The organism is Hylemonella sp. GW821-FHT12C09, from assembly GCF_058807395.1.
Genome location: NZ_JBXAQQ010000002.1, coordinates 323,392 through 348,545 on the forward strand (window position 1 = coordinate 323,392; position 25,154 = coordinate 348,545).

General features: G+C 67.6%; 22 protein-coding genes. 12 read left to right on the plus strand and 10 right to left on the minus strand.

Annotation, left to right across the window (positions count from 1 at the left end; all coding sequences use genetic code 11):
• Position 1 precedes the first annotated feature (1 nt).
• Both AC1RRP_RS05345 and AC1RRP_RS05350 read left to right on the plus strand, forming a co-directional pair.
• A complete protein-coding gene (locus tag AC1RRP_RS05345) occupies positions 2-388 on the plus strand; it encodes a hypothetical protein (RefSeq protein WP_493033966.1) in 387 nt (128 codons plus the stop codon).
• Complete coding sequence (locus AC1RRP_RS05350; protein ID WP_493033967.1) at positions 385-1,830, plus strand: hypothetical protein; 1,446 nt, start codon at positions 385-387, stop codon at positions 1,828-1,830. The genes AC1RRP_RS05345 and AC1RRP_RS05350 overlap by 4 nt, the downstream gene beginning before the upstream one ends.
• Here AC1RRP_RS05350 and AC1RRP_RS05355 read toward each other — a convergent pair.
• On the minus strand, positions 1,827-3,122 hold the full coding sequence (locus AC1RRP_RS05355) for a flavin-dependent oxidoreductase (RefSeq protein WP_493033968.1): 1,296 nt from the start codon (positions 3,120-3,122) through the stop codon (positions 1,827-1,829). The two genes, AC1RRP_RS05350 and AC1RRP_RS05355, sit on opposite strands and share 4 nt — an antisense overlap.
• A gap of 169 nt (positions 3,123-3,291) precedes the next feature.
• On the opposite strand from AC1RRP_RS05355, the gene AC1RRP_RS05360 reads away from it, so the two are divergent.
• Positions 3,292-4,830, plus strand: a complete 1,539-nt coding sequence (locus AC1RRP_RS05360; protein WP_493033969.1) for a redoxin domain-containing protein — start codon at positions 3,292-3,294, stop codon at positions 4,828-4,830.
• A gap of 1,137 nt (positions 4,831-5,967) precedes the next feature.
• Here AC1RRP_RS05360 and AC1RRP_RS05365 read toward each other — a convergent pair.
• On the minus strand, positions 5,968-6,180 hold the full coding sequence (locus AC1RRP_RS05365) for a hypothetical protein (RefSeq protein ID WP_493033970.1): 213 nt from the start codon (positions 6,178-6,180) through the stop codon (positions 5,968-5,970).
• A gap of 159 nt (positions 6,181-6,339) precedes the next feature.
• Between AC1RRP_RS05365 and AC1RRP_RS05370 the strand changes: the two genes are divergently transcribed.
• Entirely contained in the window at positions 6,340-6,561 is a 222-nt protein-coding gene (locus AC1RRP_RS05370) for a DUF5670 family protein (protein ID WP_493033971.1), read from the plus strand.
• A gap of 11 nt (positions 6,562-6,572) precedes the next feature.
• Here AC1RRP_RS05370 and AC1RRP_RS05375 read toward each other — a convergent pair whose 3' ends face one another.
• Positions 6,573-6,962 (minus strand): GreA/GreB family elongation factor, encoded by a 390-nt coding sequence (locus AC1RRP_RS05375; protein WP_493033972.1) that lies wholly within the window; start codon positions 6,960-6,962, stop codon positions 6,573-6,575.
• A 360-nt stretch (positions 6,963-7,322) separates the two neighbouring features.
• Here AC1RRP_RS05375 and AC1RRP_RS05380 point away from each other — a divergent pair, with 360 nt between their 5' ends.
• Positions 7,323-8,042 (plus strand): alpha/beta hydrolase, encoded by a 720-nt coding sequence (locus AC1RRP_RS05380; protein ID WP_493033973.1) that lies wholly within the window; start codon positions 7,323-7,325, stop codon positions 8,040-8,042.
• Positions 8,043-8,045: 3 nt separating this feature from the next.
• Here AC1RRP_RS05380 and modA read toward each other — a convergent pair whose 3' ends face one another.
• A complete protein-coding gene (gene modA / locus AC1RRP_RS05385; protein WP_493033975.1) occupies positions 8,046-8,789 on the minus strand; it encodes a molybdate ABC transporter substrate-binding protein in 744 nt (247 codons plus the stop codon).
• Positions 8,790-8,895: 106 nt separating this feature from the next.
• Between modA and AC1RRP_RS05390 the strand changes: the two genes are divergently transcribed.
• The 3 genes from AC1RRP_RS05390 (at position 8,896) to AC1RRP_RS05400 (ending at position 11,779) form a co-directional block, all read left to right on the plus strand.
• Positions 8,896-9,657 (plus strand): TOBE domain-containing protein, encoded by a 762-nt coding sequence (locus AC1RRP_RS05390; protein ID WP_493033989.1) that lies wholly within the window; start codon positions 8,896-8,898, stop codon positions 9,655-9,657.
• 73 nt (positions 9,658-9,730) lie between these two features.
• Positions 9,731-10,987 (plus strand): Hsp70 family protein, encoded by a 1,257-nt coding sequence (locus AC1RRP_RS05395; RefSeq protein WP_493033997.1) that lies wholly within the window; start codon positions 9,731-9,733, stop codon positions 10,985-10,987.
• Positions 10,988-11,032: 45 nt separating this feature from the next.
• Positions 11,033-11,779, plus strand: coding sequence for a DUF4395 domain-containing protein (locus tag AC1RRP_RS05400; protein WP_493033999.1), 747 nt, complete (start codon positions 11,033-11,035; stop codon positions 11,777-11,779).
• Positions 11,780-11,893: 114 nt separating this feature from the next.
• Here AC1RRP_RS05400 and AC1RRP_RS05405 read toward each other — a convergent pair whose 3' ends face one another.
• Positions 11,894-12,727 (minus strand): helix-turn-helix transcriptional regulator, encoded by an 834-nt coding sequence (locus AC1RRP_RS05405; protein WP_493034000.1) that lies wholly within the window; start codon positions 12,725-12,727, stop codon positions 11,894-11,896.
• 113 nt (positions 12,728-12,840) lie between these two features.
• On the opposite strand from AC1RRP_RS05405, the gene AC1RRP_RS05410 reads away from it, so the two are divergent.
• The 4 genes from AC1RRP_RS05410 to AC1RRP_RS05425 all read left to right on the plus strand — a co-directional run bounded on the left by AC1RRP_RS05410 (position 12,841) and on the right by AC1RRP_RS05425 (position 17,222).
• Positions 12,841-13,377, plus strand: coding sequence for a peroxiredoxin-like family protein (locus AC1RRP_RS05410; RefSeq protein ID WP_493034002.1), 537 nt, complete (start codon positions 12,841-12,843; stop codon positions 13,375-13,377).
• A 20-nt stretch (positions 13,378-13,397) separates the two neighbouring features.
• Positions 13,398-14,318: a 2-dehydropantoate 2-reductase gene (locus AC1RRP_RS05415; RefSeq protein WP_493034004.1), complete on the plus strand. Its 921-nt coding sequence runs from the start codon at positions 13,398-13,400 to the stop codon at positions 14,316-14,318.
• Positions 14,319-14,326: 8 nt separating this feature from the next.
• A complete protein-coding gene (locus AC1RRP_RS05420) occupies positions 14,327-15,439 on the plus strand; it encodes a DNA alkylation repair protein (RefSeq protein WP_493034006.1) in 1,113 nt (370 codons plus the stop codon).
• Positions 15,440-15,626: 187 nt separating this feature from the next.
• The gene (locus tag AC1RRP_RS05425; RefSeq protein WP_493034008.1) at positions 15,627-17,222 is read left to right on the plus strand and encodes a methyl-accepting chemotaxis protein; all 1,596 of its coding nucleotides are present in this window, start codon (positions 15,627-15,629) and stop codon (positions 17,220-17,222) included.
• A 25-nt stretch (positions 17,223-17,247) separates the two neighbouring features.
• Here the strand turns inward: AC1RRP_RS05425 and AC1RRP_RS05430 are convergent, their stop codons facing one another.
• The 5 genes from AC1RRP_RS05430 to AC1RRP_RS05450 form a co-directional block, all read right to left on the minus strand.
• Complete coding sequence (locus AC1RRP_RS05430) at positions 17,248-17,877, minus strand: hypothetical protein (RefSeq protein WP_493034011.1); 630 nt, start codon at positions 17,875-17,877, stop codon at positions 17,248-17,250.
• Between the two features lie 214 nt (positions 17,878-18,091).
• Positions 18,092-20,803, minus strand: coding sequence for a hypothetical protein (locus tag AC1RRP_RS05435; protein WP_493034013.1), 2,712 nt, complete (start codon positions 20,801-20,803; stop codon positions 18,092-18,094).
• A 24-nt stretch (positions 20,804-20,827) separates the two neighbouring features.
• The gene (locus AC1RRP_RS05440; protein WP_493034015.1) at positions 20,828-22,138 is read right to left on the minus strand and encodes a hypothetical protein; all 1,311 of its coding nucleotides are present in this window, start codon (positions 22,136-22,138) and stop codon (positions 20,828-20,830) included.
• Positions 22,139-23,740, minus strand: a complete 1,602-nt coding sequence (locus AC1RRP_RS05445) for a hypothetical protein (RefSeq protein ID WP_493034017.1) — start codon at positions 23,738-23,740, stop codon at positions 22,139-22,141.
• A gap of 307 nt (positions 23,741-24,047) precedes the next feature.
• Positions 24,048-24,980 (minus strand): LysR family transcriptional regulator, encoded by a 933-nt coding sequence (locus AC1RRP_RS05450; protein ID WP_493034019.1) that lies wholly within the window; start codon positions 24,978-24,980, stop codon positions 24,048-24,050.
• Positions 24,981-25,154 lie beyond the last annotated feature (174 nt).

The following is a 25,154-nucleotide window of genomic DNA, read 5'->3' on the forward strand; positions in this document are numbered from 1 at the left end:
CATGCGCTACCAGAGACTGGCTCTCGGCGCCCTGACTGCCCTGGCCCTGCAAGCCGGGGCAGTTTCCGTTGCGGCGGCCGACCGCACGTTTGAACTGCAGCTCATCGCCGGCAAGGTAGCCGAGCCTCAGCGCAAGCTGCGCGTGAGCAAGGGCGACAAGGTCACGCTGCGCGTCAGCAGCGATGAGGCCGGGCAACTGCACCTGCATGCCTACCATGTGGACGCCACGCTCACAGCGAACCAAGCGAGCGTGGTGAGTTTCGAGGCCCATGCCACCGGGCGCTTCCGCCTGCAGTGGCACCCGGCCACGCCTGCGGCCCAACCCGCCGGCAAGGCGGCGGGGCACCACGCCGAGCCACTGGCCACGCTGGACGTGATGCCGCGATGAAACCACGCGCCTGGCCTGCCGCAGCCGCGTTGCTCTGGCCTGCATGGGCTGCCGCGCACGGTTTTGACGAACGCTACGACCTGCCGGCACCGCTGGGCTATTTTGTGGGGGGAGCCTGCGCTACGGTGGGCTTGTCCTTCGTGGTGATCGCGCTGTTTGCACGCACCCGCCCGCGGGCCGGGGTGGCCCCGCCCGCAGCGGGCCGCTGGCGCCTGCCTCTCGGGGCGCCGGCCCGGGCGCTCGGTCTGGGCCTGCGGCTGCTGGCGCTGGCGCTCTTTGTGCTGGCCGTGATCTCGGCCCTGTACGGCACGGGCGACCCGCTGGTGAACCTGGCACCCACGCTGGTGTGGATCGTGGCCTGGCTGGGTTTGGCCCTGGTGGCGGCGTTTGTCGTCGACATCTGGCCATTGCTGGACCCGTGGCGCACGCTGTACGAGGCGCTGGACGCACTGGCGCGCCGGCTGGGCGTGGCGCGGGGCCTGAACCTCGGTTGGCGCTGGCCCGGGCGGCTGGGCCGCTGGCCCGCCGTGCTTCTGCTGCTGCTCTGGGGCTGGTTCGAGATGGTGTACCCGATTGCCACCGTGCCCTCGCGGCTGGGCAGCCTGCTGTGCATCTGGACGGCCATCAACCTCGCGGGCATGGCGTGTTTTGGCCGCGAGGTCTGGCAGCGCCACGCCGATCTGTTCTCGGTGGTCTACGCCACGCTCGGCCGCCTGGCGCCCCTGGTCTGGGATGCGCAGGCACAGGCCCTGCGGCTGCGCTGGCCCGGCGCCGGTGTGCTGGAAGGGCCCGGCCTGTCCCAGCGCGAGCAGATCGGCACCGTGGGCTTTGTCATGGCCATGTTGTCCACCGTCCTGTTCGACGGCATGCACGGGGGCAATGCCTGGTTTTTCCTGGACAGCCTCTTGCACCGCCACTTCCCCCGCTGGATGGATGTCAACGGCTATGTGCCCGGCACGACGGGGCTGGTCGGCGTGTGGCTGTTCTTCCTGCTGGCCTATGGGGCCAGCTGTTTCATCACCGCGCGGCTCACGCGCCAGGACAGCATGAGCCGCACCGCCGTGCGTTTTGCGCTGACGCTGGTGCCAATCGCGGCGGCCTACGTCCTGGCCCACAATTTTTCCAGCCTGCTGATCCAGGGGCAGAACGTGATCGCCATGCTGTCCGACCCGCTGGGCCGGCAATGGAACCTGTTCGGCACGGCCGGGCATTACGCCAACATCGGGCTGATCGATGCGCGCACCACCTGGTACGTAGCGATTGGTGCCATCGTCGCCGGCCATGTGCTGTCGGTGGGGCTGGCGCACCGCATCGCGCTGCGCGACTATGCGACCCAGCGGCAGGCCGTGGTGGCGACGCTGCCGCTGACGCTGCTGATGGTGTTCTACACGGCGATCAGCCTGTCGGTGATCGCCGAGCCCATGGTGAATTTCCAGAGCTAGGCGACGCGCGCGCCCGGCGTGATGATGGGCGGCGCCGCGTTCAAGGCTTCGATGGCGAAGCCCGCCGCCTGCTTGTAGCGGGCCATGAACTCGTCGCGTTCGGCCTTGGGGATCACGTCGTCGATGTTGTCGAAGACACCGCCGCAGCGTTCTTCCACCACACCCAGGATGGCAAAGGGGCCGGAGCCGCGGTTGCGCAGCACCAGGGCCGAGATGTCCTTGCACAGCTTCTGGTCGTAAGCCTGCAGGGCTTGCGGTGTCACGCCGTGCTGCAGCATGGCCGCACCCAGCACGCGGGTGTCCACGATGGCCTGGCTGGCGCCGGCCGAGCCCACGGGGTACATCACGTGGGCCGCGTCGCCCAGCAGGGCCACGCGGCCGTCCACCCAGGTGGGCACGGGGTCGCGGTCGATCATGGGGTACTCGAACACTTCCTTGGCGCCGCGCAGCATGGCGGGCACATCGAGCCAGTCGTAGTTCCAGCCCTCGAAGTGGTGGATGAACTCCTCCAGTTGCACGCGACGGTTCCAGTCGCCCTGGGTCCAGCCGCCCTGGTTGTCCACGGTGATCTCGGCGATCCAGTTGATGGTGGACAGGCCCGTGGCCGGGTCCGGCGGCGAGATGGGGTAGACCACCACGCGGTGCCTGAGCGAGCCCACGCCCACGAAGGACGCCCCCGTGCGATGCGCCACGCCCGGCGTGACACCGCGCCACATGATGGCACCACCCCACTGGATGGGTGGCTGCGTGAGGTGCATCTGCGCGCGCACGGCAGAGTGCAGGCCGTCGGCGGCGATGAGCAGGCTGCCTGGCACCTCGCGGCGTTCGCCGCTGCGGGTTTCGATGGTGGCGGTGACGCCCTGCTGATCGTTGCGATAAGCAGCGACGCGGCAGCCCAGCTGCACGGCGCCCGGCCCCAGGCGGCGCTGCACTTCCTTGAGCAAGAGCATCTGCAGCTGGCCGCGGTGCACGGAATACTGCGGCCACTTGTAGCCCGCCAGCAGGCCACGCGGCTCGGCGTACACGTCGTTGCCGTTGCGGCCCACCAGCGCCCATTCGCGCGCCTGGATGCCGATGGTGTCCAGCTGCTGCGCGCCTATGCCCAGCTCATACAACTCGCGCACGGCATTGGGTTGCAGATTGATGCCCACGCCCAGGGGCAAGAGTTCGGGCACGGCCTCGAAGACCTGGCAGGGCACGCCGATCTGGTGCAGGGTGAGGGCCAGCGTCAGGCCGCCGATGCCGCCGCCAGCGATGAGGACGGGGGCTTGTTCTTTGTTGTGGGAAGTCATGGGGAAATTCTTGGGATCACGTGCGTCGCCAGCACTGTAAAGCATGGCCGGGCCGCGGGCGGCAGCCTGGCGTCACGCACGGGTCTGGGTGGGCCCCTTCACGCCGGGGCCAAGCGCAAACAGGCCTCCCATAAACAAGGGATAGGCATGCGCACCCGGCAGTCACACAATGAATCAAAACAAGGAAGAAGGGGGCATCGTGTTCTTACATCTATTGGGTACGCTGGTTCTGTCGGCTGTGTTTCTGATGGCGGGTGTGCTGAAGCTATTCAACCGCGAAGACACCGCCAGAAACCTGCTGGAGTTCGGGGTTCCCGCATGGCTCTCGCGCCCGGGCGCACTGGCCTTGCCGCTCGCAGAAATCACGGTAGCCCTGGCGCTTTGGCCGGCCTCTACCGCGACGTGGGGCGCAGCTGCCGCGCTGGCGCTGTTGCTGCTCTTCATGAGCGCCATCGGCTGGAACCTGCTGCAGGGCAGGAAGCCAGCCTGCCGGTGCTTCGGCCAGGTGGGCGCGAAGCCTGTGGGCCGGTCCACGCTGGTGCGCAATGGTGTGCTGGCCGCAGTGGCCGCCTTGCTGCTGACCACCGATGCCCCGATGGCCGACATAACCGATGCGACCACGCGTGTGGAGTTTCTGCAAGCCACCACGGCCGCCCTGGGGCTGGCGTTGCTGGCCGGCCTGGTGGCGGGTGGCTGGCTGGCCCTCAACCTGATGCAGCAGCAAGGCAGGCTCCTGCTGCGGCTGGAGATGCTTGAACACCAGCTTGCCACGGGCAATGCCGAGCGCCATCAGGCGCCCCCACCACCGGCGGCGCCCGCCGGCCTGCCGGTGGGCAGCAAGGCACCCGGCTTCGAGCTGCCCCGGCTGCTGGGAGAAGGCACCCTGTCCCTGGGTGAGCTCCTGGGCCTGGGCCGGCCTGTCATGCTGGTGTTCTCCGATCCGCAATGCGGCCCCTGCAACCAGCTCATGCCCGCGATCGCCGGTTGGCAAAAGGAGTTGGCGCACAAGGTCACGGTCGCATTCGTCAACCGCGGTGATCGCACGGCGAATGAAGAAAAGGCCAAAGCGCTGGGCCTGAAAAACGTGCTGCTCCAGGCCAAGGACGAGGTGGCCGACCGGTTTGAGGTCTATGGAACGCCCAGCGCCGTGTTCATCGGTGCCGATGGCCTGATCCAGTTTCCCGCCGCGTCTGGCGCGGAACCGATGGAGCGCCTCTTCAGGAAGGCCAGCGGGGACACCCCGCTGACGGAACTCGTTGCGCTGGCCCCTACCCCGGCGGAAAGGCCCCACCCGGTAGAGGTGGGCGACCCGGCACCGGATTTCACGTTGCAAGGCATCTCCGGCCAAGCGGTACAGCTGCGCGAGAAGATAGGCCGCAGAGTACTGCTGCTCTTCTGGAACCCGGGCTGCGGCTACTGTGCGCAGATGCTGGATCGTCTGCAGCGGTGGGAAGGCAGCCGTGACGAGCTGTCCCCGGAGCTGGTGCTGATTTCCACGGGCGCCGTGCAGGCCAATCGCGACCTGGGGCTGCGCTCGGACATCCTGCTGGACCCCGGTTTCAGCGTGGGGCCGTTGTACGGCGCAAGCGGCACGCCTTCGGCCATCCTGGTGGACGAGCATGGAAAGATCGCGTCGCACATCGCCGTTGGCGCCAGCGCCGTTTTTGCCCTGGCCCACGCGGGTCAGCGCTATCTGGAAGCGGCGTGAGCCGCAACGCATTCGCTGAGGTCTGCGCCCGATCATGAGCGAAGCATTTGACCAGCTGACGCGGCAGATCGGACAGGCCCAGTCCCGTCGTGAAGCGCTGCGCGTGCTCGGTAACGGGCTGCTGGGTGTCGCGCTCGGATCGCTGGTGGGCAGGCAGGCCCTTGCCCAGGATCCCGCAGGTACTGTGCCGCGGTCGCCCAGGGGCCTTCCGCCGCAGCCCCTCAACCCGGGCCTGCCCCCTGCAACCTTCGACCCGCGCCAGCCGCTGGGCCCTCCCAGGCCCTTGGCGCCGGGCCCCATTCGTGGCCCGCTTCCTTTCGAGCCGGTGGGCAAGACCTGCAGCTCAGCCCTGTTGGCAGACTGCCTAACCACCGCCCAGGCCGAGTACGCCCGTTGCGCGGCGATGTGCAACGCGTCTTGCGGCCCGGGGGAGCAATATCCCGATGCCCCACGCACAGCGGTCTGCAGTGCCTGCCGCAGGCAATGGCCGGACTGCCGGTACACCCTGCAGGAAGCCGGCCTCGCCTGCCAGAGAACCTATGGCTGCATCAACGGTTACAGCTGCACCCAGGACGAGGCCAGGCCGCAGATTGAATATTGCTGCCCCACCGGCAAGGTGCCCTGCAACGGCGGCTGTGTGGACCCCTGCCTGTCGCTGGCGCAAATCAGGAACCGCAGCACATGCCAATGCGACTGCGCACGCAGCTGCAGACCGCCCATGGTTCAAGGCAAAGACTGCCTGTGCAAGTGCCCTGAATGCAAGCCCGGATTCCGCTTGCAAGACACGAGAACCTGCAAATGCACCTGCATTGACGGCCTGGATCTCTGCGGTGATGAGTGCGTCAACTTCCAGGTCGATCGGAAGCATTGCGGGGCCTGCGGAATCGAGTGCGGGCCCCAGGAGGAATGCTGCCTTGGGCAGTGCGTGTCCACCAATGAAGACCCAAATTGCGGGCGATGCTTCAACAATTGCTCCGCCATAGGACAGACATGCTGCCCCCGGGATCTCACAGATGTCGACGGCGTGCCTTTGCATCCTCGTGCGTATTGCTCGGACTTGAACTATGTCCTGGATTGCGGCGAATGTGGAAAGGTTTGCCCTTCTGGAGAATGCTGCAAGGGAGTGTGTTGCACCAGTCATGTATCGAGCTGCTGCAACGGCACGACTTGTATTTCGCTCAACACCATCCAGAACTGCGGGAGCTGCGGCAAGCGGTGCGCGAGCGGCGAAGCATGCTGCAACGGCGTTTGCACGCGGCTTGGCACGAACGACAACTGCAGAACCTGTGGAGATGTCTGCCAACCGGCAACGACCTGGGTAAGCATCGGCACTGGCGCAGTGATCACCACGGTTGCCTCAGGCTGCAAAAACAATCAATGCAGCTGCCCACCCAATTCCGCCTTGTGTGACAACTTTTGCGCCCCTGACGGCTGGTTCTGCAACGGCCATACGTCGGACGGGAAAGTCCGCATATCGCGTTGTCCGGATGGGCAACCGACAGGCCGCGAATGGGGCACCGGGAGGATTATTTGCTGCCCTGGAACCTACACATTCATAGGAGACAACAGGGTCTGCACTTAGGAACTGGACTCGCTGGACGCCACGCCCGCGCCCGAGGTTTGAGTTCGGCCCCCTCGACAGCCCCCCCGAGGAACACCAGGGGCGGCTTCGTCCACCTGCTGCTGGTGATCGCGGCCGTGGTGGTCTTGCTGCGCAGCATCCGCCGCTGAGCCGTCCCGGCTCAGGTGGTGTAGTCGCCCGAGGCCTCGGGCTGGAAGAGGATGGCCGCCACTTCGGCGCAGCGCTCTACCCCATGCGGCAAACGCCAGTGGGCCATGTCGCCCACGCGCAGGCCCAGCAGGGCCGCGCCTATGGGCGAGAGCACCGAGACCAGGCCCAGCGCGGGCTCCACGTCCCGGGGGTAACAAAGCGTCAGCGTTTGGCGCTGGCCGGAGTCGCTGAAGGCCAGGACCACCTGGGAATACATGGTGACGACGTCGGGCGCGACCTCGCGCGAGGGCACCAGGTGGGCCGCGCCCAGCGCTACGGGCAGGGGTCGGCCGTAGAGCCTGGACAGGCGGGCGAAGTCGAGTTCGGTCAGCTGGCGCTCAAGGCCGGGATTGGAATACATGAAACATCTCCATCAGTTGCGACCGGCCCGCAGTTCTTGCAGGCGGCCGCGATCGCGCGGGGCGGGGGCCCGGCGATGGATGGTTTGCGCAGAAAAGGAAAGAAGGGTTATCGCCGGGCGGGGGAATGTGCGACCGGCTTGCGGGGCCAGGTCCGGCACAGGGCGGCGCACCGCTCCCCGAACGGGCGGCTGAGGGCGCTCGTGTATTGGGAAGTGAAGGTGGCAGGCACGGTGAAGACGGAGGTGTGGTTCAAGGTGGCGATGGTAGCAGCGGTGGGGTATCGCACGAAAGCGCATGGGTTTGGGGAGGCCCACCCGGTGCACGGCGGCACCCACGGACGGCACTCCTAGAATGTTCCCATGATCGACCCCAGCCTGATGAGCGGGGCCCTGGCCGGGCGCATGACACTGCGGCTCGACGCGGCCCCCAGCGAAGCGCCCCTGCCCCCGGGCCGCCATGCCCTGACCTTCCCCGAAGGCCGCGAGGCGGTGCTGGTCGTGCCCGAAGGATTGGAGGCCGGGCAGCCCGTGCCCCTGCTGGTGATGTTCCACGGCGCGGGCGGCGAGGCCAACCGGGTGCTGCCCCACCTGGTGCGCCATGCGCGGGCCCGGCGCTTCCTGCTGCTGGTGCCGCAGTCGATGTTCCCCACCTGGGACATCGTGATCGGCGGCCACGGGCCGGACCTGGAGCGCCTGCAGACCGCCCTGCAGCAGGTGGCGGCGCACTTTCCCATCGATACGGGGCACCTGGCTTTCGCGGGGTTTTCAGACGGCGGCAGTTATGCGTTGTCGGTGGGGCTGACCAACGGTGATGCGGTGAGCCACGTGATCGCGCTCTCGGCGGGGTTCATGAACACCTTCACCCGCCACGGCACGCCGCGGGTGTTCCTGGCGCATGGACGCGCCGACACGCAGCTGCCCTTCGAGACCAGCGCGCTGCCCCATGCGCAGCGCCTGCTGGCCGACGGCACCGACCTGACCCTGCTGCCCTTCGATGGCGACCACGTCATCGTGCCCTGGGTGGTGGAGCGGGCCATGGCGTTTTTCCTGGGGCCGCAGGAAAGCGGCCCGGGCAGCTAGAAGCTAGAAGCTGTAGCCGTACGACTGGATGATGGCGCGGGCCTTGGCGCCTCGCAGGTACTGCAGCAGTGCAGCGGCCGCCGGGCTGTCTTCGCCGCGCTTGAGCAGGATGGCGTCCTGCCGCAGGGGTGTGTGCATGTTTTCCGGTACCACCCAAGCCGAACCTTCCCGCAGCCTGCCGTCCGCATAGACCTGCGACATCGCCACGAAACCCAGCGCGGCATTGCCGGTGGCGACGAACTGGTAGGCCTGGCCGATGCTTTCGCCGCGCACGAAACGCGGGCGCAGCTGCTCCAGCAGCCCGAGCTGGCCCAGCGTCTGCACGGCCGCGGCGCCATAGGGGGCCAGCTCCGGGTGGGCCAGGGCCAGCTTGTCGAAGCGGCCGCCCGCCAGCACCTGGCCCTGCGCGTCCACCAGGCCGGGCTGCCGGCTCCAGAGCACGAGCCGGCCGACGGCATAGGTGTAACGGGTGCCGGCCACACCCTGCCCTTCCTGCTCCAGCCGCTGCGGGGTCTTGTCGTCCGCGGCCAGCAGCACCTGGTAGGGCGCGCCGCTGCGAATCTGGGCATAAAAGGAACCGGTGGAGCCGAAGGCCAGCTTGGTCTTGTGGCCGCTGGCGTGCTCGAAGGCGGCGGCGATCTTCTCCATCGGCTGGATGAAGTTGGCCGCCACGGCAACAAACACCTCCTCGGCGCGCGCGCCGAGCGCGCAGGCCAGCAGGGCCAGGAAGATCAGGGGGCGTTGCATGCAGAATCTCGCTATTCAAACTTTGAATAGCGAAACTTTAACACGCCCAAGCTCTCGCTATTATTTTTATGAATAACGATGCATAAGCTGCTGCTACCATGCGCCCATGAGCAAGAAAACACTGCCCCTGGCCGCGGTGCTGGGCTCCGGGGCCAGCGACAAGCGCATCGACATCCTGCGCCGCATCGGGCAGGCCGGCTCCATCTCGGAAGCCGCACGCGGCGCGGGCGTGAGCTACAAGGCCGCCTGGCAGGCGCTGGAGACGCTGGGCAATCTGGCCGGCACCCCACTGGTGGACAAGGCCGTGGGCGGCAGCGGTGGCGGTGGCGCGGCGCTCACGGCGGCGGGGGCGCGGGTGCTGCAGGCCGCCGAAGCGCTGGCACGCGCACGGCAGCAGGTGCTGTCCGGCCTGGCGCGAGGCGACGCCAAGGCCGCAACGGGCCGCGCGGCGCTGGCGCTGCGCACCAGCATGCGCAACCAGTTCCCCTGTACGGTGGGCACGATCCGGCCCCAGCAGGGCCAGGTGCGTGTTCAGCTGCTGCTGGGTGACGGCAGCTCCCTGCACGCCCGCATCACGCGCGAAAGCGTGCAGTTGCTGGGGCTGAAGCCCGGCCTGCCTGTTCTGGCCCTGTGCAAGGCCACGGCAGTGCAGGTGGCGGCACGCATCGCGCCCGGCCCTACGCGCAATGTGCTGGCCGGAACGGTAACGCGCAGCTCCCGCTCAGCTGCCGGCTGCGAGGTGAGCCTGCGCCTGACCAGCAGTCTGCAGCTGGTGGGCTTTGCCGAGGCCGGCCATGCCCTGAAGGCAGGTCAGGCCGCCATGGCGGCGGTGGACGAATCCGGCGTGGTGATTGCGGCAACGGACTGAGGCCACACGCGCCTTGGTGGCAAAATCCCCCGTCCCTGGCGCGCCATGCGCCCGTCCCTCTCTGCTCCCATACATGATCCGTCCCCTCCCCGGCACCCTCGGCATCGACTTCGGCACCTCCAACTCCGCCATGGCCTGGGCCGCGCCCGGCGGCACGGCGCGCCTGATCCCGCTGGAAGGCCAGGCCACGGCCATGCCCACGGCGGTGTTCTACAACCACGAAGACCTGAGCACCCACTTCGGGCGCGACGCGGTGGGTTTGTACCTGGAAGGCACCGAGGGACGGCTGATGCGCTCGCTCAAGAGCCTGCTGGGCAGCCCGCTGCTGCTGGAGACCACGGTGGTGAACAACCGGCAGGTGAGCTTCCAGGACATCATCGCCACCTTCCTGGCCACGCTGCGCGATCGCGCCACCCTGGCGCTGGGTGCGGCGCCCCTGCGCGTGGTGATGGGCCGGCCCGTGCATTTCGTGGACGACGACGCCGAGCGCGACGCGCTGGCCCAGCAGTCTTTGCTGCAGGCCGCGCAAGCGGTGGGTTTCACGGACGTGACATTCCAGCTGGAGCCGATGGCCGCGGCGCTGGACTACGAGCGCCGCCTGGACAAGGAGAGCACGGTGCTGGTGGTGGACCTGGGCGGCGGCACCTCGGACTTCACCGTGGTGCGGCTGGGGCCGGACCGCATCAAGAAGACCGACCGCGCCGATGATGTGCTGGCCACCACGGGCGTGCACATCGGCGGCACGGACTTCGACCACAAGCTCAGCCTGGAACAGGTGATGCCCCTGCTGGGTTACCGCCACATCGGCCCCGAGGGACGCGAGGTGCCCAGCCGCATCTTCTTCGACCTCTCCACCTGGCATCTGATCCATTGGCTCTACCAGCCGCGCGCGCTGGCGCAGGCGCAGGCCCTGTGGACCAACTACGCCGACATCCGCCTGCACCAGCGCCTGATGCGTGTGCTGCAGGCGCGCCACGGTCACCGCATTGCCCACGAGGTGGAGCAGGCCAAGATCCGCTGCTCGCAGACGGACGCCGATGCGGCCATGGACTTCAGCGATATCGAAGCCGGCCTGGCCGCAGCCATGACGGTGGCCGGCATGCAGGAGCACCTGCACACCCTGCTGGCCAACACCGTGGCCTGTGCGCGCGAGTGCGTGCGCAAGGCCGGCGTGGCCGACGGGGCACTGGATGCCATCTACCTCACCGGCGGCTCCTCGGCCCTGCGGCCGTTCCAGCGCGCGCTGCAGGCGGAGTTTGCCGGCGTGCCGCTGGTCGAGGGTGACCTGTTTGGCGGCGTGGCCTCGGGGCTGGTGTACAGCGGGGGCTGAGCGACCCTTACCCTCGCGGACAAGTGGGCGCCGCATAATTTGCCCATGGCAACCCTTTTCCAATTCGGCGAACACCACCCGGACTACCCGGTCCGCGTCATCAACGAGCGCGAAGCCCGGGCCGGGGCCGGCATCCTGTTCTTCCTGGCGCTGATCGCCTTCATGAACGCCTGGCTGAGCGGCGATTTCGCACCCACCCAGCTGGTGGTGGTCGGGTTCTTTGCGGACTTCTTCATCCGCGTACTGGTCCATCCGCGCTACTCGCCCAGCCTGGTGCTGGGGCGTCTGGCCGTGCGCAACCAGATTCCCGAATACGTGGGCGCACCGCAGAAGCGTTTTGCCTGGGCCATCGGCCTGGCTCTGGCCACGCTGATGCTCTACCTGGTGGTGTTCAACAACGTGAGGGGGCCGATCAATATCCTGGTCTGCGCCCTGTGCCTGTTGTTGCTCTTCTTTGAAACGGCTTTCGGCATCTGCATCGGCTGCAAGGTCTACAACCTTTTCAACAGGGAACGGGCCCAGCTGTGTCCGGGGGGCGTGTGTGACGTCAAGGACCGCCAGCCGATCCAGCGGGTCTCCGGCGCGCAATACGCCGCCGTGGCCGTCTTCCTGGTGGGCCTGTCGATCGCTGCGACCCTGATGCCGCAGACCCCTGCGGTGCCCTCTGCGGCTGCCGATGGCGCACCGGCGCAGCCACGAAGTGCTGCCGAAGAGGAGCGCTGCCGCGTCCCCGAATTCGCCAGGAAGATCGGGCACGAGGAAAAGTGGAAGCTGCACAACGGCTGCCAGTGATGCCGCACGACTAGGAACCCGCCCCCTGCTCAAGGACCTGCTCCAACCCGGCGCCGGTGACGTTGCCGACGCAGACGATGTCGGCATCCACGCCCATGCCGCGGATGCGGGCGATCAGCCGCCCTCGCGTACGCCCTGCAGCCAGGCGGTGGGCGTGGCGCCCTCGATCTGGCCAAAGGCGCGGCCGAAGCTGGCGGAACTGCCGTAGCCTACCTCCAGCGCCACCTGCTTGACGGCGCGCCCATCGCGCAGCATGCGCTTGGCCAGGCCCACGCGCCAGCGCTTGAGGTATTCCGCGGCGGGCACACCCATGACGGCGCTGAAATGCTCGGCGAACCGCGACCGCGACATGCCCGCGCGCGCGGCCATGCGCTCCAGCGTCCATACCCCCTGCGGCGCGGCGTGCACGGCGGTGAGCGCGCGCGCCAGGCGCGGGTCGGACAGGCCGGCCATGACGCCGTGGTCCATGAGCTTGCGTTCGATGGCCAGGCGCAGCAGCTTGACGACCAGCACCTCGACCAGCCGGTCCAGCACGGCGGCATGGCCGCAGCGCCGCCCGGCGGCTTCTTCGAGCAGCACGCTGAAGATGGCCTGCATGTCGGGGATGTCTCGCAGCGACAGGCGCAGCGGCAGGTCCAGCCCCTGCAGCAGGGGGTTTTCGTCGCCGGCGCCGAAATCCACCACGGCGCTCAGCAGGTCGGGGCGGGCGGCGCCTTCCAGTGCGCGCAGCTCGTGCCGCGCGGGCCGCGCCAGGAAAAGGATACTGGGCTCGTCCACGGTGCACGAGCGCCGCCCCGGCCCGGCGAGTTGCACGCTGCCGCTGCGCAGCAGGTGCAGGCGGCCCGCGCCTTCGGAGGCCTCCACGTGCAGCGCACGCGTGAGCACGCCGTTGTGCAGCACACGGGCGTGCAGGTCGAAACGCTGGAGGAAATCGGTGAGGCGGTCCATGCCGGGGGGTGGGTGTTCGGGACGAATGGTAAACCGAACAGGCTTTCAAGTCACCAAACATCCCGGGAGCCGGGCTACGATCCCGACCATCCGATTGAACACCAGGAGCCACCATGCTGATGCCCCGCCTGCCCGTCCCCTCCTTGGCCCTGCCCACGCTGGCCCACGGCCCCTACGAACTCGCCCGCGAGCCAGCGCCGCGCTTCAGCCTGCTGGTGGCCTACCGCGGGCTGCACTGCCCGATCTGCCACAAGTACCTGCTGGAACTGGCGCGCCTGCAGCCGGAGTTCGAGCAGCGCGGCGTGGGCGTGCTGGCCTTCTCCAGCGACGGGCGTGAGCGCGCGCAGGCCATGGCCGACAAGCTTGCCGCGCCGGCGCTGCGCATGGGCTACGATCTGCCGCTGGCCGTGGCACGCCAATGGGGTCTGTACATCAGCAGTTCGCGCGGCAAGACCTCCATCGGCATCGAGGAGCCGGCACTCTTCAGCGAGCCGGGGGTGTTCATCGTGCGCCCGGACGGTACGCTGTACTACGGCGCAGTGCAGACCATGCCGTTCGCCCGCCCGCATTTCGACGAGCTGCTGGCGGCGATCGATTTCGCGATCGCCAAGGACTACCCGGCGCGCGGCGAGTACGCCTGCGCGCTCTGAACAGACGGAAAGAAGGGATCATGAAGATACTCATGCTGGGGGCCGGCGGCATCGGCGGCTATTTCGGTGCGCGGCTCATCGAGGCCGGCGCGGACGTGAGTTTCCTGGTGCGCGAGAAGCGCCAGCAGCTGATCGCCGGCACGGGCCTGCAGATCGAGACGCCCAGGGGCAACTTCAGCGTGCAGCCGCGCACGGTAACGGCGGACACGGTAAAGCCCGAGTACGACCTGATCGTGCTGGCGCCCAAGGCCTACGACCTGGACGATGCACTGGCCTCGCTGGCGGGTGCCGACAGCCGCGGCGTGCTGCTGCCCCTGCTCAACGGCCTGGACCACCTGCGTGTGCTCGACGCACGCTACGGCCGCGCGCGGGTGCTGGGCGGGGTGGCGCACATCGCCGCCACCCTCACGCCCACGGGCGCCGTGAAGCAGCTCAGCGAGCTGCACCGCCTGACGGCCGGGCCGCGCGACGCCGCGCACGCGGCCCTGGCGCGCGACTTCATCACGCTGTGCGGCCGGGCCGCCTTCGACAGCGCCTACAGCGAGGACATCGAGCAGGTGCTCTGGAACAAGTGGGTCTTCCTGGCCACGCTGGCGGGCATGACCACGGTGTGCCAGGGCAGCGTGGGCGAGATCCTGGCCACACCCGACGGCGAGGCGCTCACGCGCCAGATGTACGCCGAGTGCTGTGCCGCGGCACAGGCCGAGGGCCACGCCATCAGCGCCGGAGAGCAGGACAAGGCGCTGGCCATGCTGACGCAAAAAGGCTCGGCCTTCACCGCTTCGATGCTGCGTGACCTGCAGGGCGGGCAGCGCACCGAGCACGAGCACATCCTGGGCGACATGGCGCGGCGCGGCCAGCGCGCCGGCCTGCCCATGGACCTGACACGCCTGGCCTGCACCCACATGGCGGTACGCGCGGGCCAGGCCGGCGCCGCCTGAGCACCCCGATGGCCGAAGACAAGGAGTCTGCCCCCCTGCTCAAGGACCTGCTGAACGCCCAGGCCCTGGCGCGCATCGGCCGCGCGGCGGCACAGGCGCACCCGGGCTTTGACGAGCGGGCCTATCTGGCCATGGCGCGCAAGGGACTGGAAGACTTGTCCATCATGCAGCGCATGAGCCGCGCGGCGGACAGCCTGCACGCGCACCTGCCGGACGACTACCCCAAGGCGCTGAAGGTGGTGCGCAGGATGGCGCCACTGCTACCCGGCGGGTTTGCCGACATGGTGCTGCCCGAGTTCGTGGGCCGGCACGGCCTGGACCACTTTGATCTGTCCTTGCAGGCGCTGCGCGAGCTCACGCCCTACAGCAGCGCCGAGTTCGCCCTGCGCCCCTTCATCGCGCGGGACCCCGAGGCCGTGCTGGCCCAGGCCCTGCGCTGGGCCGAGGACGACAACGAACACGTGCGCCGCCTGGCCAGCGAAGGCACGCGCCCGCGCCTGCCCTGGGCACGGCGCCTGCCGCTGCTGGCGGCCGAACCGCAGCGCACACGGCCCATCCTGGAGAAGCTGCGGGCGGACCCCAGCGAGTACGTGCGCCGCTCGGTGGCCAACCACCTCAACGACATCGCCAAGGACCACCCGGCGTGGGTGCTGGAGCTGCTGGAGAGCTGGCCCACGCAGCCAGCCGAGACCCGGTGGATCAGCAAACACGCACTGCGCAACCTCATCAAGGCCGGCCACCCGCGCGCGCTGCAGCTCGTGGGAGCCACGCTGGGCGCGAAGGTGGCTCTGGGCACCTTCGAGGTGAGACCGGCCGCCTTGCGGCTGGGGCAGACGCTGCAGCTGAGCGCCAGGCTGCGCTCCACGACAGACCAGCCGCAAAGGCTGGTGGTGGACTACGCCATCCACTACGTGAAGAAAAACGGCGCGAGCAGCCGCAAGGTCTTCAAGCTGCGCACGCTGGATCTGGCTGGCGGTGCCGAGGTGCTGGAGAAGCCGCAGACCATCACCGACTTCACCACCCGCGTGCACTACCCGGGGCGGCACGCGGTAGAGCTCCTGGTCAACGGTCTGACGGTGGCGCGAGGCCACTTCGAACTGAAGAAGAAGGCCAGAGCCTAGAACGGCCCGCGGCTCGCGCGCCGATGGCCCCAGCGCCGCCGGACCGGCTGGCCGACCCGGACGGACTGCCGTTTGCGCAAGTTTTGCTCAGATTTGCCTGGATTCGCCTGGATTCGCGTGCGCCTTTGCGTGGCAGCACGGAGAATGAAGAGGGTCGAAAAACATCTCACAACAGGACGACAGCATCATGAACACCTTGCGCAACTTCCGGATCGGCAGCAGACTGGCCATCGCCTTCGCCGTCATCCTGGTCTTTCTGGTCAGCAGCATCGCGATCGGCGTGTCCCGCCTGAACGACATCGCCAAGACCACGCGGCAGCTGGCGACCACCGACAACGAAAAGCTGCAGCTGGCCGTGGGCTGGCGGCAGATCATCGACCTGAACTGGGTGCGCACGCAGGCCGCCATGTTCGACGGCGATCCCAAGCACATCGACTGGTGGCAGAAGGAGATGGACAAGACCTCGGAGGCCTTCAACCCTTCGCGCAAGCGCCTGGTGGAGCTGATCGACTCCGAAGAAGGCAAGGCCATCCTGCAGGAAGTCGATGCGGCGCGGGTCGCCTACCGCGGGCCGCGCGAGGCCATCGTCAAGCGGCGCATGGCGGGTGAGGACGTCGCAGCGTCACTGGACAAGGACCTCAAGCCCCTGGCGGACGCGTTCAGCAGCAAGGTCCTCAAGCTCGAAGAGCGGCAGAAGCTGCTCTACGAGGCCTCGTTGGCGCGCGCGGAAGCCGCCGCGGCCCAAGCCCGGATGCTGATGATCAGCGGCGGCGTGATCGCCGTGGTCCTGAGCCTGCTGTTTGCCACACTGCTGACCCGCTCCATCGTGACACCCATCCGCGAGGCCGTCGACAGCGCACGTGTCATCGCCTCCGGAGACCTGTCGCAGCCCATCACCAGCGCCGGCCGTGACGAAGCGAGCGAGCTGACGCTGGCCCTGCAGCAGATGCAGCAGAGCCTGTCCACCGTGGTCGCCCAGGTCCGCCGGGGCTCGGAATCCGTGGCCTCGGCCAGCACCGAGATTGCCCAGGGCAACCAGGACCTGAGCGCGCGCACCGAGAGCCAGGCCAGCGCGCTCGAAGAGACGGCCGCGTCCATGGAGGAGCTGAGTTCCACCGTGAAACAGAACGCCGACAACGCCCGCCAGGCCAACCAGCTGGCGCAAAGCGCCTCGGGTGTGGCCACGCAAGGCGGGCAGGTGGTGTCCCAGGCGGTCGACACCATGAAGGGCATCAGCGACAGCTCCCGCAAGATCGCCGACATCATCAGCGTGATCGACGGTATCGCCTTCCAGACCAACATCCTGGCGCTGAACGCGGCCGTGGAAGCCGCGCGCGCCGGCGAACAGGGCCGCGGTTTTGCCGTGGTGGCCAGCGAAGTGCGCACCCTGGCCGGGCGCAGCGCCGAGGCGGCCAAGGAGATCAAGCAGCTGATCACCGACAGCGTGAGCCGGGTGGAACAGGGCACGGCCCAGGTGGACCAGGCCGGCGCCACCATGAACGAGGTGGTGGCCAGCATCCGCCGGGTGACCGACATCATGGGCGAGATCAGCGCGGCCAGCACCGAGCAGAGCCAGGGCGTGGCCCAGGTCGGCGAAGCCGTGACGCAGATGGACCAGGCCACGCAGCAGAACGCGGCGCTGGTGGAGGAAATGGCCGCCGCTGCCAGCAGCCTGAACTCGCAGGCGCAGGAACTGGTGCAGGGCGTGGCGGTGTTCAAGCTGGGCCAGGGCGCCGAATTCAGCACCGCTCAGCGTGCAGGTGACACCCGCCTGCTGGGCTGAGCGTCGCACGCCACCCAGGCCGGCCTCAGAAGAAGCGCCGGTAACCGATGGCGAAGAAATCCTGCCCGTTGGCGCCGTAGTTGTTGAGCAGGTCGTAGATGGTGCAGCGGTGGTGCAGGCGCAGGAAGACCTCGTGCTCGCGTGCCCGGGGCGAGGAAAAGGTCAGCTCCAGCATCAGGAAGTTCAGGTGGCGGCTGCCCTCGCCTTTTTCGCTGCGCTCCAGCGGGCTCACGATGGTGGTGTAGGAATACCCCAGGGGACCGGCGCGGATGCTGGTGGGCAGCGCCCGGCTCCAGGGGAAACCGCTCCAGCGCAGAACGGGCGCGACGGCGAATTCCTGCAGAGTGGCGGTGCCGAACTGGTGGCCGACCATGCCATCCACTTCCAGCGACAGGGGCCACGCCTGGGCGCGCCACAGCGTCTTGCTGGCGGTCAGGGCCACGATGTATTGGTTGAGGTAGTTGGCCCGGCCCTGCGAGAAACCGGCGGGCTCGGAGTCGTAATACTGGCCGCCGTAGAAACCAAGGCTCCAGTCCTTTTCCTCGCACCACGCAGCAGCCGACCACAGCAGGCCCGCCACCAGGGCCAGCCCAGGGCCTGGCCTGCAGCGGCGCGGGTGAACTGGCGGGGCGGCCGGGGTGTGGGCAGACTCCATGCAATGCAGCTTAGTCCACCGGGCGGCCCGCCGCAATTAACCACGCACAGGCGTGGGAGATCAAGCCCGGGCCGCCTGGACTTGACGTAGAGGGCCATGCGCAGGCCGATCAGCACGCTTTCCATCGCCAAGGCCGTGGGCAGCGAAACGAAGAGCTTGCGCCCGAAGCGATGCATGACAGGAAGGCGCCTGTTCACCAGCCGCTCCAGCGGGCTCAGTCCACGATAACGGGGATCATGGGCGCAGTCGTCGCGGTCTCGCCGATCCGGGGACGTTCATTCTGCGGTAGCGCCGTGGGCTCGTCGAGCCAGACAAACTGGGTGGCGGTCTTGACGTCCCACGCCCGGCCGACGGGCACACCCTCGACGCTGGATTCGGTGAGGTTGCGGATCTCGTCGGCCAGGGCCACGAACAGGGGGTGACCCGGCAATGGCAGGCCCCGCCCCAGAAAAGGCTGACGGTAGACCAGCCAGTGCTTGACCGCGTCTTCGAAGGACTTGCGCACCGGCACCAGGACACGGGCCGAGCCGGCCCGCAGGAAAGCCTCCATCTCCGGGTCGTTGGCCTCCAGCGAGGCCAGGTCGGTCCAGTTGCTCTTGTCGGCCCAGTAGTAGGCGTAAAAGAGCCAGGCCATGCTGGGCCAGTCGAAGGCCTGCTCGAAGAACTGGATGATGGGGGCATTCGCCACGGTCTGGTTGACGTCGACGTCGCGCCAGGCTTCGTTGCCTGCGAGCGGCTTGAGCGACCCCCGCCCGGCGAACGGTGATTCCTCCAGCAACCACGCGATGATCTGGCGCTTGAGTTCCTCGACGATCAGCTTGCGGTTCTTGAGAGGCGAGCGTTCGCCGGTGGGCGCCAGGCCGAACATGGTGGATGTCTGGCGCGAAGACTCGTAGTCACGGTTCCAGCGCGACCAGGCGTTGTAAAGCACATCGTGGACCTGCTGGCGCCAGATCGCGTAGCTTTCGGCGGTGCGGCGGCAGTGCACACGCACCGTGGCCTGCAGGTGCGATGCACCCACGGCGCGGAAGCCGACCACGAGCCGCGTGCGTACCGGCGCGTCCGTGGGGCTCTCGGTGCCCGGGGCCAGGCCAATGCTGCGTACGCCGCTGGAGCGGGCGAAAGCGTTGCCGAAGTTGGGGCTGCGGTTGAAGGCACTGCCCTGCGTCGTGAACAGGTCCTCCAGATTCTGGTCCTCGGGCCGCCAGTCCGTGACGTACTCGACACGGCCGCCGATGAAGGCCTCGGCCACGATGGAGTGGAAGACGTGCATTTCCGTGACGTCGTGGCCCGGCGCACTGGCCGCGTTGTTGCTCTTCTCCCGAACCCACTTCCCCTTGGCGGGCGTAGCCGACATGAAGTACTGCACCGTGTAGGCCTCGTAGCCCTCGGGAATGACCAGTTCCTGGCGGGCTGAGGCCAGCGGAGCCAGCAGATCAATTCCCTGGTCATCCGCCGGCGTTCCGTCAGCCTTCACCGTGATGACCTCCGTCATCGACAGCAGGTCCTTGGGCATGGGGGGAAGCTCGGTGGCGTGGTACAGGCTGGCCAGCTTGTCGGCGCTTCGCTGGTCGATGATCTTGTGCAGCGTGTTGTCGGTGGCTGTCATGTCCAGGGTGACCTTCCACTGCGGGGGAGCGCCCTTCTCCGCCAGGGCCGCAGCCGCGCGCTGGCGCGCCTTGAAGAACTCGGCCGGCTGGGGCAGCTGGAACTCCAGTTGCAGCCGGTCGGGGATCTTGTAGATCTGGAATCGCTCGACCCGATCCACCCAGCGGTAGACGCCACGTACGTGCGTGCTGCCCTCGTTGTCAAGTTCGTATTCCTGGCCGCTGATGTTGCGCACCAGTTCGCGGGTGGATCGCTGCGTCCGCACGCTGGACTCCACACGCGAGACGGCCTTGGAAACGGCCTCCTGCGCGGTGCGCGTGGCCAGGCGCTCGGCGTGCGAAATGCCGATGCTGCCCTGGGCGTTGGCACCGACGCGATAGGTGCCACCAGGGAAGACACCGGTCACGTCTGCGTTCGCACCGGCCTGCAGGGACGCGGTCAGCGAGGTGGCCACCTCCTTGCTCAGCTCGCTGCTGTTGCGCGTTTCCTGAGACGTTTCCTGCTCGGAAGACTGCATGGAATCGGTAGATTCGATGCGCTCGGTTTCGCGCGTCTCGGAGACCTCCTGCTTGAGGCGCTCCTTGGCCATGACGGATTTCAGCGCCGCGATCTCGCCGCGTACATACCCCCGCCATTCGCTGCGCAGCAGGTAGAGGTCTGAAACACCAGCGGTCCGCACCATCGGGATACTGGCCTGGGGGAAAAGCAGCTCCAGCCGGGACGGCAGCAGCACTGCGCGCATCAGCAGGGCCCGCACGGTCTTGACCTGGGAATGACCGGCTGTGTCGAGCAGATCCATGACCAGGGCCAGGACGGAGTAAAGACGGGTGACGTCCGCCAGCACATCGAAGCGCTGCAGCTGCAGGCCGGCCAGCGCGACCAGCACGTCGCCGACATCACGCAGCAGCATCTCGAGGGCCTTGGGATTGATCTCGCCATCGGGCAGGAGCCCCAGCTCCTTGAGCCGGGTCCGGATGGCCATCTCGCCGGCCTCGTCGGACTGATCCGCCAGCCAGTCGGACAGCTGGATCAGGCGCATGAGGATGGAGATATCGCCCTCACTCACGTCGCGGCCCTGAGGCAGATCGAAGGCCGGCTCGTTGGCCCGGGACCGGGCCACGGCCAGGATGACGGCATTCATGCGGGCTGCCGCCATGGCCCCGACGGTCTCCAGCAGGTCCTGCATCGTGACGTCGGTCGCGACCAGGTTGTCCACCTGCTGCTGCAGGGGTGAGCTGACGCGCAGCAGCTTGCGGGACTCGTCGAGGGGCGCGACGGGGTCGCGCAGCAGGGAAAATTCAGCGACTCGTTTTTCCATGATCGTCTCCTCCTTGATGGCTTGCTAAAGTGACTCGAACGCATCCCAGAAGATCTCGCGCCACAGCGTGCGCAACTCCTGGTTCTTGATATCGGCCTTGATGTTGGTGACCAAGGCGCCGCGCGACGCCAGCTCCGCGCGCTCGGCGATCCGGGCCTGCTCGGTGCCGACACCGAAGAAACTCAGGCCGGCCTTGGGATCGGGCGGCTCCAGCAGGAAGATGCGCTGCACGATGTCGCCCTTCTCGTCGCGCACCAGTGCCGCCGCATAGACCGGCTCACCCTGCGCCCAGGCGTCGAGCGTGCGCTTGAGGTCATTGGCCTGCTGGGCTGGAATCCCACTCTGACGCAGCTCTGATTCGGCCTTGAACTGGAACAGCGCGCTGGGCTGGGCCGGGCCATGCACGGGCAGGTTCCCGGCCGTCACCTGCTGCGCACCGGTGGCGGGGGTCTTGGGATAACTCAGCACTGCTTCATCCGCAAACTTGGACCAGCTGCCCACCTTCTGGTCGGCGCGGCCGAGCCGCATCTCGCCGATGGTGAGGTCGGCCGTCCAGTCCGGCCCGCGCGTCGCGGCCCGCTGGCGGGCTGCACGCAAGGCGTCGTTGGCGGCGTCCGCCGTGGCACGGTAGCGCTTGCCATAGAACTCGAACATTTCCCCCTTGCCATGCCAGGTGTAGGACATCTCGATGATCCAGTTGGCAACCGGATTCTTCTGCAAAGCCTTGCGGTCCAGTCCGGGAAACTTCTCCCGCATGCGGCGGGCCCGGTCCAGCGCGATGTGCGCAATGGCGGCCCAGCCGGGATCGTGCAGGGGAACCACGCTGACGAACTTTCGGAACGCCTGGGCCGCCGCATGGCCCGAAGGCAGTTCCCCCAGACGATCGGCCACACGAAGCAGCAGGCGGCAATGCTCCTCGGTCAGCTGGATCGCCCTCAGGCTGGAGGGGTGCGCTTCCTTGGCGAGGTTCGTGACGGCGTGCACGAAGGCATCACTGCGCAGGACTTCCTGCTCGAACGCCTCGCCGAGCTGCCGCATCTCGCCGGAACCGGCATTGAGACCACGAACCTCTGCCGTGAGCGTGTCGCGAATCATCGTGTAGGCATGCACGGAAATCTGGCTGCGGCTGGAGGCCACCAGCTCACGGGCGGTACGGAAGGCATGGACCTGGCTGGAGATCTTCTCCGAGAGACAGGCGATCTTGAGCAGCACGCCCGAGCTTTCAAGCCATTTCACCAGCTCAGCCGGAAAGTCCGAGGCGATGGCGGCCTCGACGGCCTGCCTGTAAGCCACAGGGCTCTCGGCGATCACATGGCTTGCCGTGCCGCTGCCCATTTACATGGCTCCTTGCAATGCGATCTGCCGCGCCTTGCGCGCCTGGGTGGCTTTCGCGCCCTCCTCGACCCACTCCTTGGCCAGTCCCTTGACGGGCAGCAGTCCCAGTCCGAGAAAGGCGGTCTGCAGCATGGTGCTGGCATAAGAAGCATCGGGCCCCAGGGCCCGCGACGGATCGATGGCAGCCCGGAACCCCATGCGCTGCTCTACGGTATGGAAATAGCTCTCGACGAGTTCGGCCGTGTCACCGATCACCGTGGCCAGCAGCATGGCCACCTTGACGTGCGGGCTGGGCACGAGCGTGAGCGTGCTGTCGAGCAACTGGATCCCGCCGTTGAGCCGGGCAAAGAACGGGGTGGCGTTTTCCTTGAGCAGCCGGTTGGCGGCCACGCGTTGGGCAAACGGGAGATCCGTGCGAAACCCCCGCTCCAGGGAACGGTTGATCAGGCCGGGGAAGCGCCAGACTTTCACGGGGTCCTGGGCCAGCACCGCGCCAAGTTCGGCCGAGGCCTCCAGCGCGTCCTGGAGCGCGTCGACCACGCGGCGGGTGAACGGGCCTTCCCCCAGCTTGCCGGCCGCCTCGTCCACATGCTCGCCGACCTTGTTCAGGATGGGGAACGCTGCCGCGTAGGCGGTATAGATCTCCTGGAAAGCCGCGCTTTTCTGGGCGAGCGCTGCGGCGGCAGCGGCTCGCTCGGTGGGGGGTGTCATGGCGCTTTTGGCCAGGCGCGCATGGCGCTGAATCTGGAGCGGCAGCGAAAGCGGCCCGAGCATCGCCATCCAGAGGTTGCCCATGAGCATCTCCTTCGTGCTCTCGGGCAAGGTCTTCTTGTAGCTCTCCTGCGCGGCGCGCAGCTGCTGCAGCGGCGGCGCCAGCGCCCGCACGGCCACCATCAGGGCCCGCCCGTCAGGGCCGGTCAGGGCCTGGGTCAGGTTGGAGGTGGGTTTCAGGGCCGCGCGCACGCGTGCATCGCTCTGCCCGGACAGGGAGAGATAGCGACGGGCCTCGTCCAGCGTGGCGCGATCGCAGGCGGGAAGCTCTTCGCGCAGGGCTCGGCACTGGGCGTAACTCTCGATCAGTTGCTCATGGACCTGCGCCTTGTGTCGCAAGGCCTGCCGGGCTGCCGTGTAGGCATCCCAGAGCGGTCTTCGCTCCTGGGCCACCCGCGCATCGAGAAATTTCTCGAGCTCGTCGCCGGACAGGCCGCCATGGAGCTTTCCGCCCGGCCCGAACTCGCTCAGACTATCGTACCGCTGCAGTCCGAAAACCCCCACACCGAACTGATCGACCTGGTTCCAGCTTCCCAGAACGAAGGCCGATTGGACCTCGCGTGCCAGCGCGCAGGGCAGGCCTTCGGGCTTCTTGTCTATCCAGATCGTGATGGGCTTGTTCGATGCGCTGTTGCCCCAGGCCTTGGGGTTCAGGACGAAGTCGATCCGATAGGACTTGTCTTCGTCGTATTCGGGATGGAGAGTGGCAGGCTCGCCGGTTTCCGCAGGCAACTGGGCCAATTGGCGCTCGAGCTGCCGGTCGCAGGGCGTCAGGGAGCGCTCCTCCTCATCGGACGCAATCTCAAGAAACGTGGCACGAAGTGGAAACACCTGCTGTCGCTCCTGGCATTGGACTCCCGCTTTGCCCGCGGGAGGATGGAAGACCAAGGCTGGCTGAGGACACCGGAGCTAGCGCTTGATGATCTAAGGCGATGCTACGCAATTACAGGACGATAGACATCCCATGAACAAGGGATGTCTGATGCCATCCCAATGCACGATCGCGACCGAAGTCACCTCAACCCAGGCCGGGCAGACTGGTATCAAGTCCCGCGCATCTCCGCCAAGGCGGGCAATCCGCATGGCAACCATGGAGGCCTGGGGCGTGGTGATCGCGACGCCGGCCGAGCGCGGCAGCTCAACAGGCGGCGCAGGCCTCCAGCGCGCGCAGGCTCTGCTCGCGCGTCTGCTCCATCAGGTAGTCCAGAAAGACACGGCTGCGCTGGGGAATGAACTTGCGGCTGGGCAGGGCGGCGTACATGACCAGGCGCCCGGTGATCCAGGGCGAGAGCACGCGCACCAGATCACCGCGGGCAAGATAGGGCGCCACCATCTCCAGCGTGACCGAGGTGATGCCGGTGCCGTCCAGCGCAGCGCGCAGCAGGGTGTCGGTATGGTTGGCCAGCAGCACGGGCTGGATCTCCACCTCCTCGGCCAGCTCGGGCTGACCCTCGCGCCACATGCGCAGCTGGCGCACGCGTCCATGGGGTGTCTTGAGGCGCAGGCATTCGTGCTGCGCGAGTTCGGCCGGGACCTGCGGCAGGCCGCGGCGCTGCACATAGGCGGGCGAGGCCACAAGGATGGCGTTGGACTCGATGACCTTGCGCGCCACGAGATCGGCGTCGAAGCTGACGTCGGCCGGGATCAGCGTGATGTCGAAGTCCTCCACCGGGGGTTCGCGCACGGTCCCGACCTCGATGTCGATCAGGATGTTGGGATAACGCTGGCGAAAGCCCGCCAGCAGGGGCGCGATGACGTAGGAGGCCAGCACCGGCGGCGCATGCAGGCGCAGGAGGCCACCGAGTTCGCGGGTGTGGGCGCCAACGGTTTCGTCGGCCTCCTCGATGTCCTGCAGGATGTTGCGCACGCGATTCAGGTAGAGCTGGCCGGCGTCGGTGAGCGCGAGGCGGCGCGTCGTGCGCTGCAGCAGCCGCGAGCCCAGGTGCTCTTCCAGATCGGCCACCAGCCGGGTCACGACGGGGGCGGACATGTCCAGCGCGCGGGCGGCGGCGGAAAAACTGCCCTCGTCGGCCACCCGCTGGAACACCCTCATAGAAAGCAGACGATCCATGGCGACTCCGGCGTTTTCAAGGACTCTATTATTTCTGAAACAGAAACACCGTAGTCCAGCGAAGGCTATTTATTGTTTATTTCAGGGTCTATAAAGTTCATCCCATCGATGCAGCAACGTTACGCAAATAGCGGCATCGACGGGATCCCGGCCCGGCCCACCAGGCCAGACGGG

What these genes read in the sequence shown, in the direction of transcription:
- AC1RRP_RS05390 (WP_493033989.1), top strand. Translation starts at nt 8,896, where the DNA reads ATGAGCAAGAAAACACTGCCCCTGGCCGCGGTGCTGGGCTCCGGGGCC.
- AC1RRP_RS05355 (WP_493033968.1), bottom strand. Translation starts at nt 3,122, where the DNA reads ATGACTTCCCACAACAAAGAACAAGCCCCCGTCCTCATCGCTGGCGGC.
- modA (WP_493033975.1), bottom strand. Translation starts at nt 8,789, where the DNA reads ATGCAACGCCCCCTGATCTTCCTGGCCCTGCTGGCCTGCGCGCTCGGC.
- AC1RRP_RS05405 (WP_493034000.1), bottom strand. Translation starts at nt 12,727, where the DNA reads ATGGACCGCCTCACCGATTTCCTCCAGCGTTTCGACCTGCACGCCCGT.
- AC1RRP_RS05400 (WP_493033999.1), top strand. Translation starts at nt 11,033, where the DNA reads ATGGCAACCCTTTTCCAATTCGGCGAACACCACCCGGACTACCCGGTC.
- AC1RRP_RS05375 (WP_493033972.1), bottom strand. Translation starts at nt 6,962, where the DNA reads ATGTATTCCAATCCCGGCCTTGAGCGCCAGCTGACCGAACTCGACTTC.
- AC1RRP_RS05395 (WP_493033997.1), top strand. Translation starts at nt 9,731, where the DNA reads ATGATCCGTCCCCTCCCCGGCACCCTCGGCATCGACTTCGGCACCTCC.
- AC1RRP_RS05350 (WP_493033967.1), top strand. Translation starts at nt 385, where the DNA reads ATGAAACCACGCGCCTGGCCTGCCGCAGCCGCGTTGCTCTGGCCTGCA.
- AC1RRP_RS05370 (WP_493033971.1), top strand. Translation starts at nt 6,340, where the DNA reads ATGGGGCACCGGGAGGATTATTTGCTGCCCTGGAACCTACACATTCAT.
- AC1RRP_RS05360 (WP_493033969.1), top strand. Translation starts at nt 3,292, where the DNA reads ATGAATCAAAACAAGGAAGAAGGGGGCATCGTGTTCTTACATCTATTG.
- AC1RRP_RS05425 (WP_493034008.1), top strand. Translation starts at nt 15,627, where the DNA reads ATGAACACCTTGCGCAACTTCCGGATCGGCAGCAGACTGGCCATCGCC.
- AC1RRP_RS05380 (WP_493033973.1), top strand. Translation starts at nt 7,323, where the DNA reads ATGATCGACCCCAGCCTGATGAGCGGGGCCCTGGCCGGGCGCATGACA.
- AC1RRP_RS05450 (WP_493034019.1), bottom strand. Translation starts at nt 24,980, where the DNA reads ATGGATCGTCTGCTTTCTATGAGGGTGTTCCAGCGGGTGGCCGACGAG.
- AC1RRP_RS05345 (WP_493033966.1), top strand. Translation starts at nt 2, where the DNA reads ATGCGCTACCAGAGACTGGCTCTCGGCGCCCTGACTGCCCTGGCCCTG.
- AC1RRP_RS05420 (WP_493034006.1), top strand. Translation starts at nt 14,327, where the DNA reads ATGGCCGAAGACAAGGAGTCTGCCCCCCTGCTCAAGGACCTGCTGAAC.
- AC1RRP_RS05410 (WP_493034002.1), top strand. Translation starts at nt 12,841, where the DNA reads ATGCTGATGCCCCGCCTGCCCGTCCCCTCCTTGGCCCTGCCCACGCTG.
- AC1RRP_RS05435 (WP_493034013.1), bottom strand. Translation starts at nt 20,803, where the DNA reads ATGGAAAAACGAGTCGCTGAATTTTCCCTGCTGCGCGACCCCGTCGCG.
- AC1RRP_RS05415 (WP_493034004.1), top strand. Translation starts at nt 13,398, where the DNA reads ATGAAGATACTCATGCTGGGGGCCGGCGGCATCGGCGGCTATTTCGGT.
- AC1RRP_RS05440 (WP_493034015.1), bottom strand. Translation starts at nt 22,138, where the DNA reads ATGGGCAGCGGCACGGCAAGCCATGTGATCGCCGAGAGCCCTGTGGCT.
- AC1RRP_RS05430 (WP_493034011.1), bottom strand. Translation starts at nt 17,877, where the DNA reads ATGGAGTCTGCCCACACCCCGGCCGCCCCGCCAGTTCACCCGCGCCGC.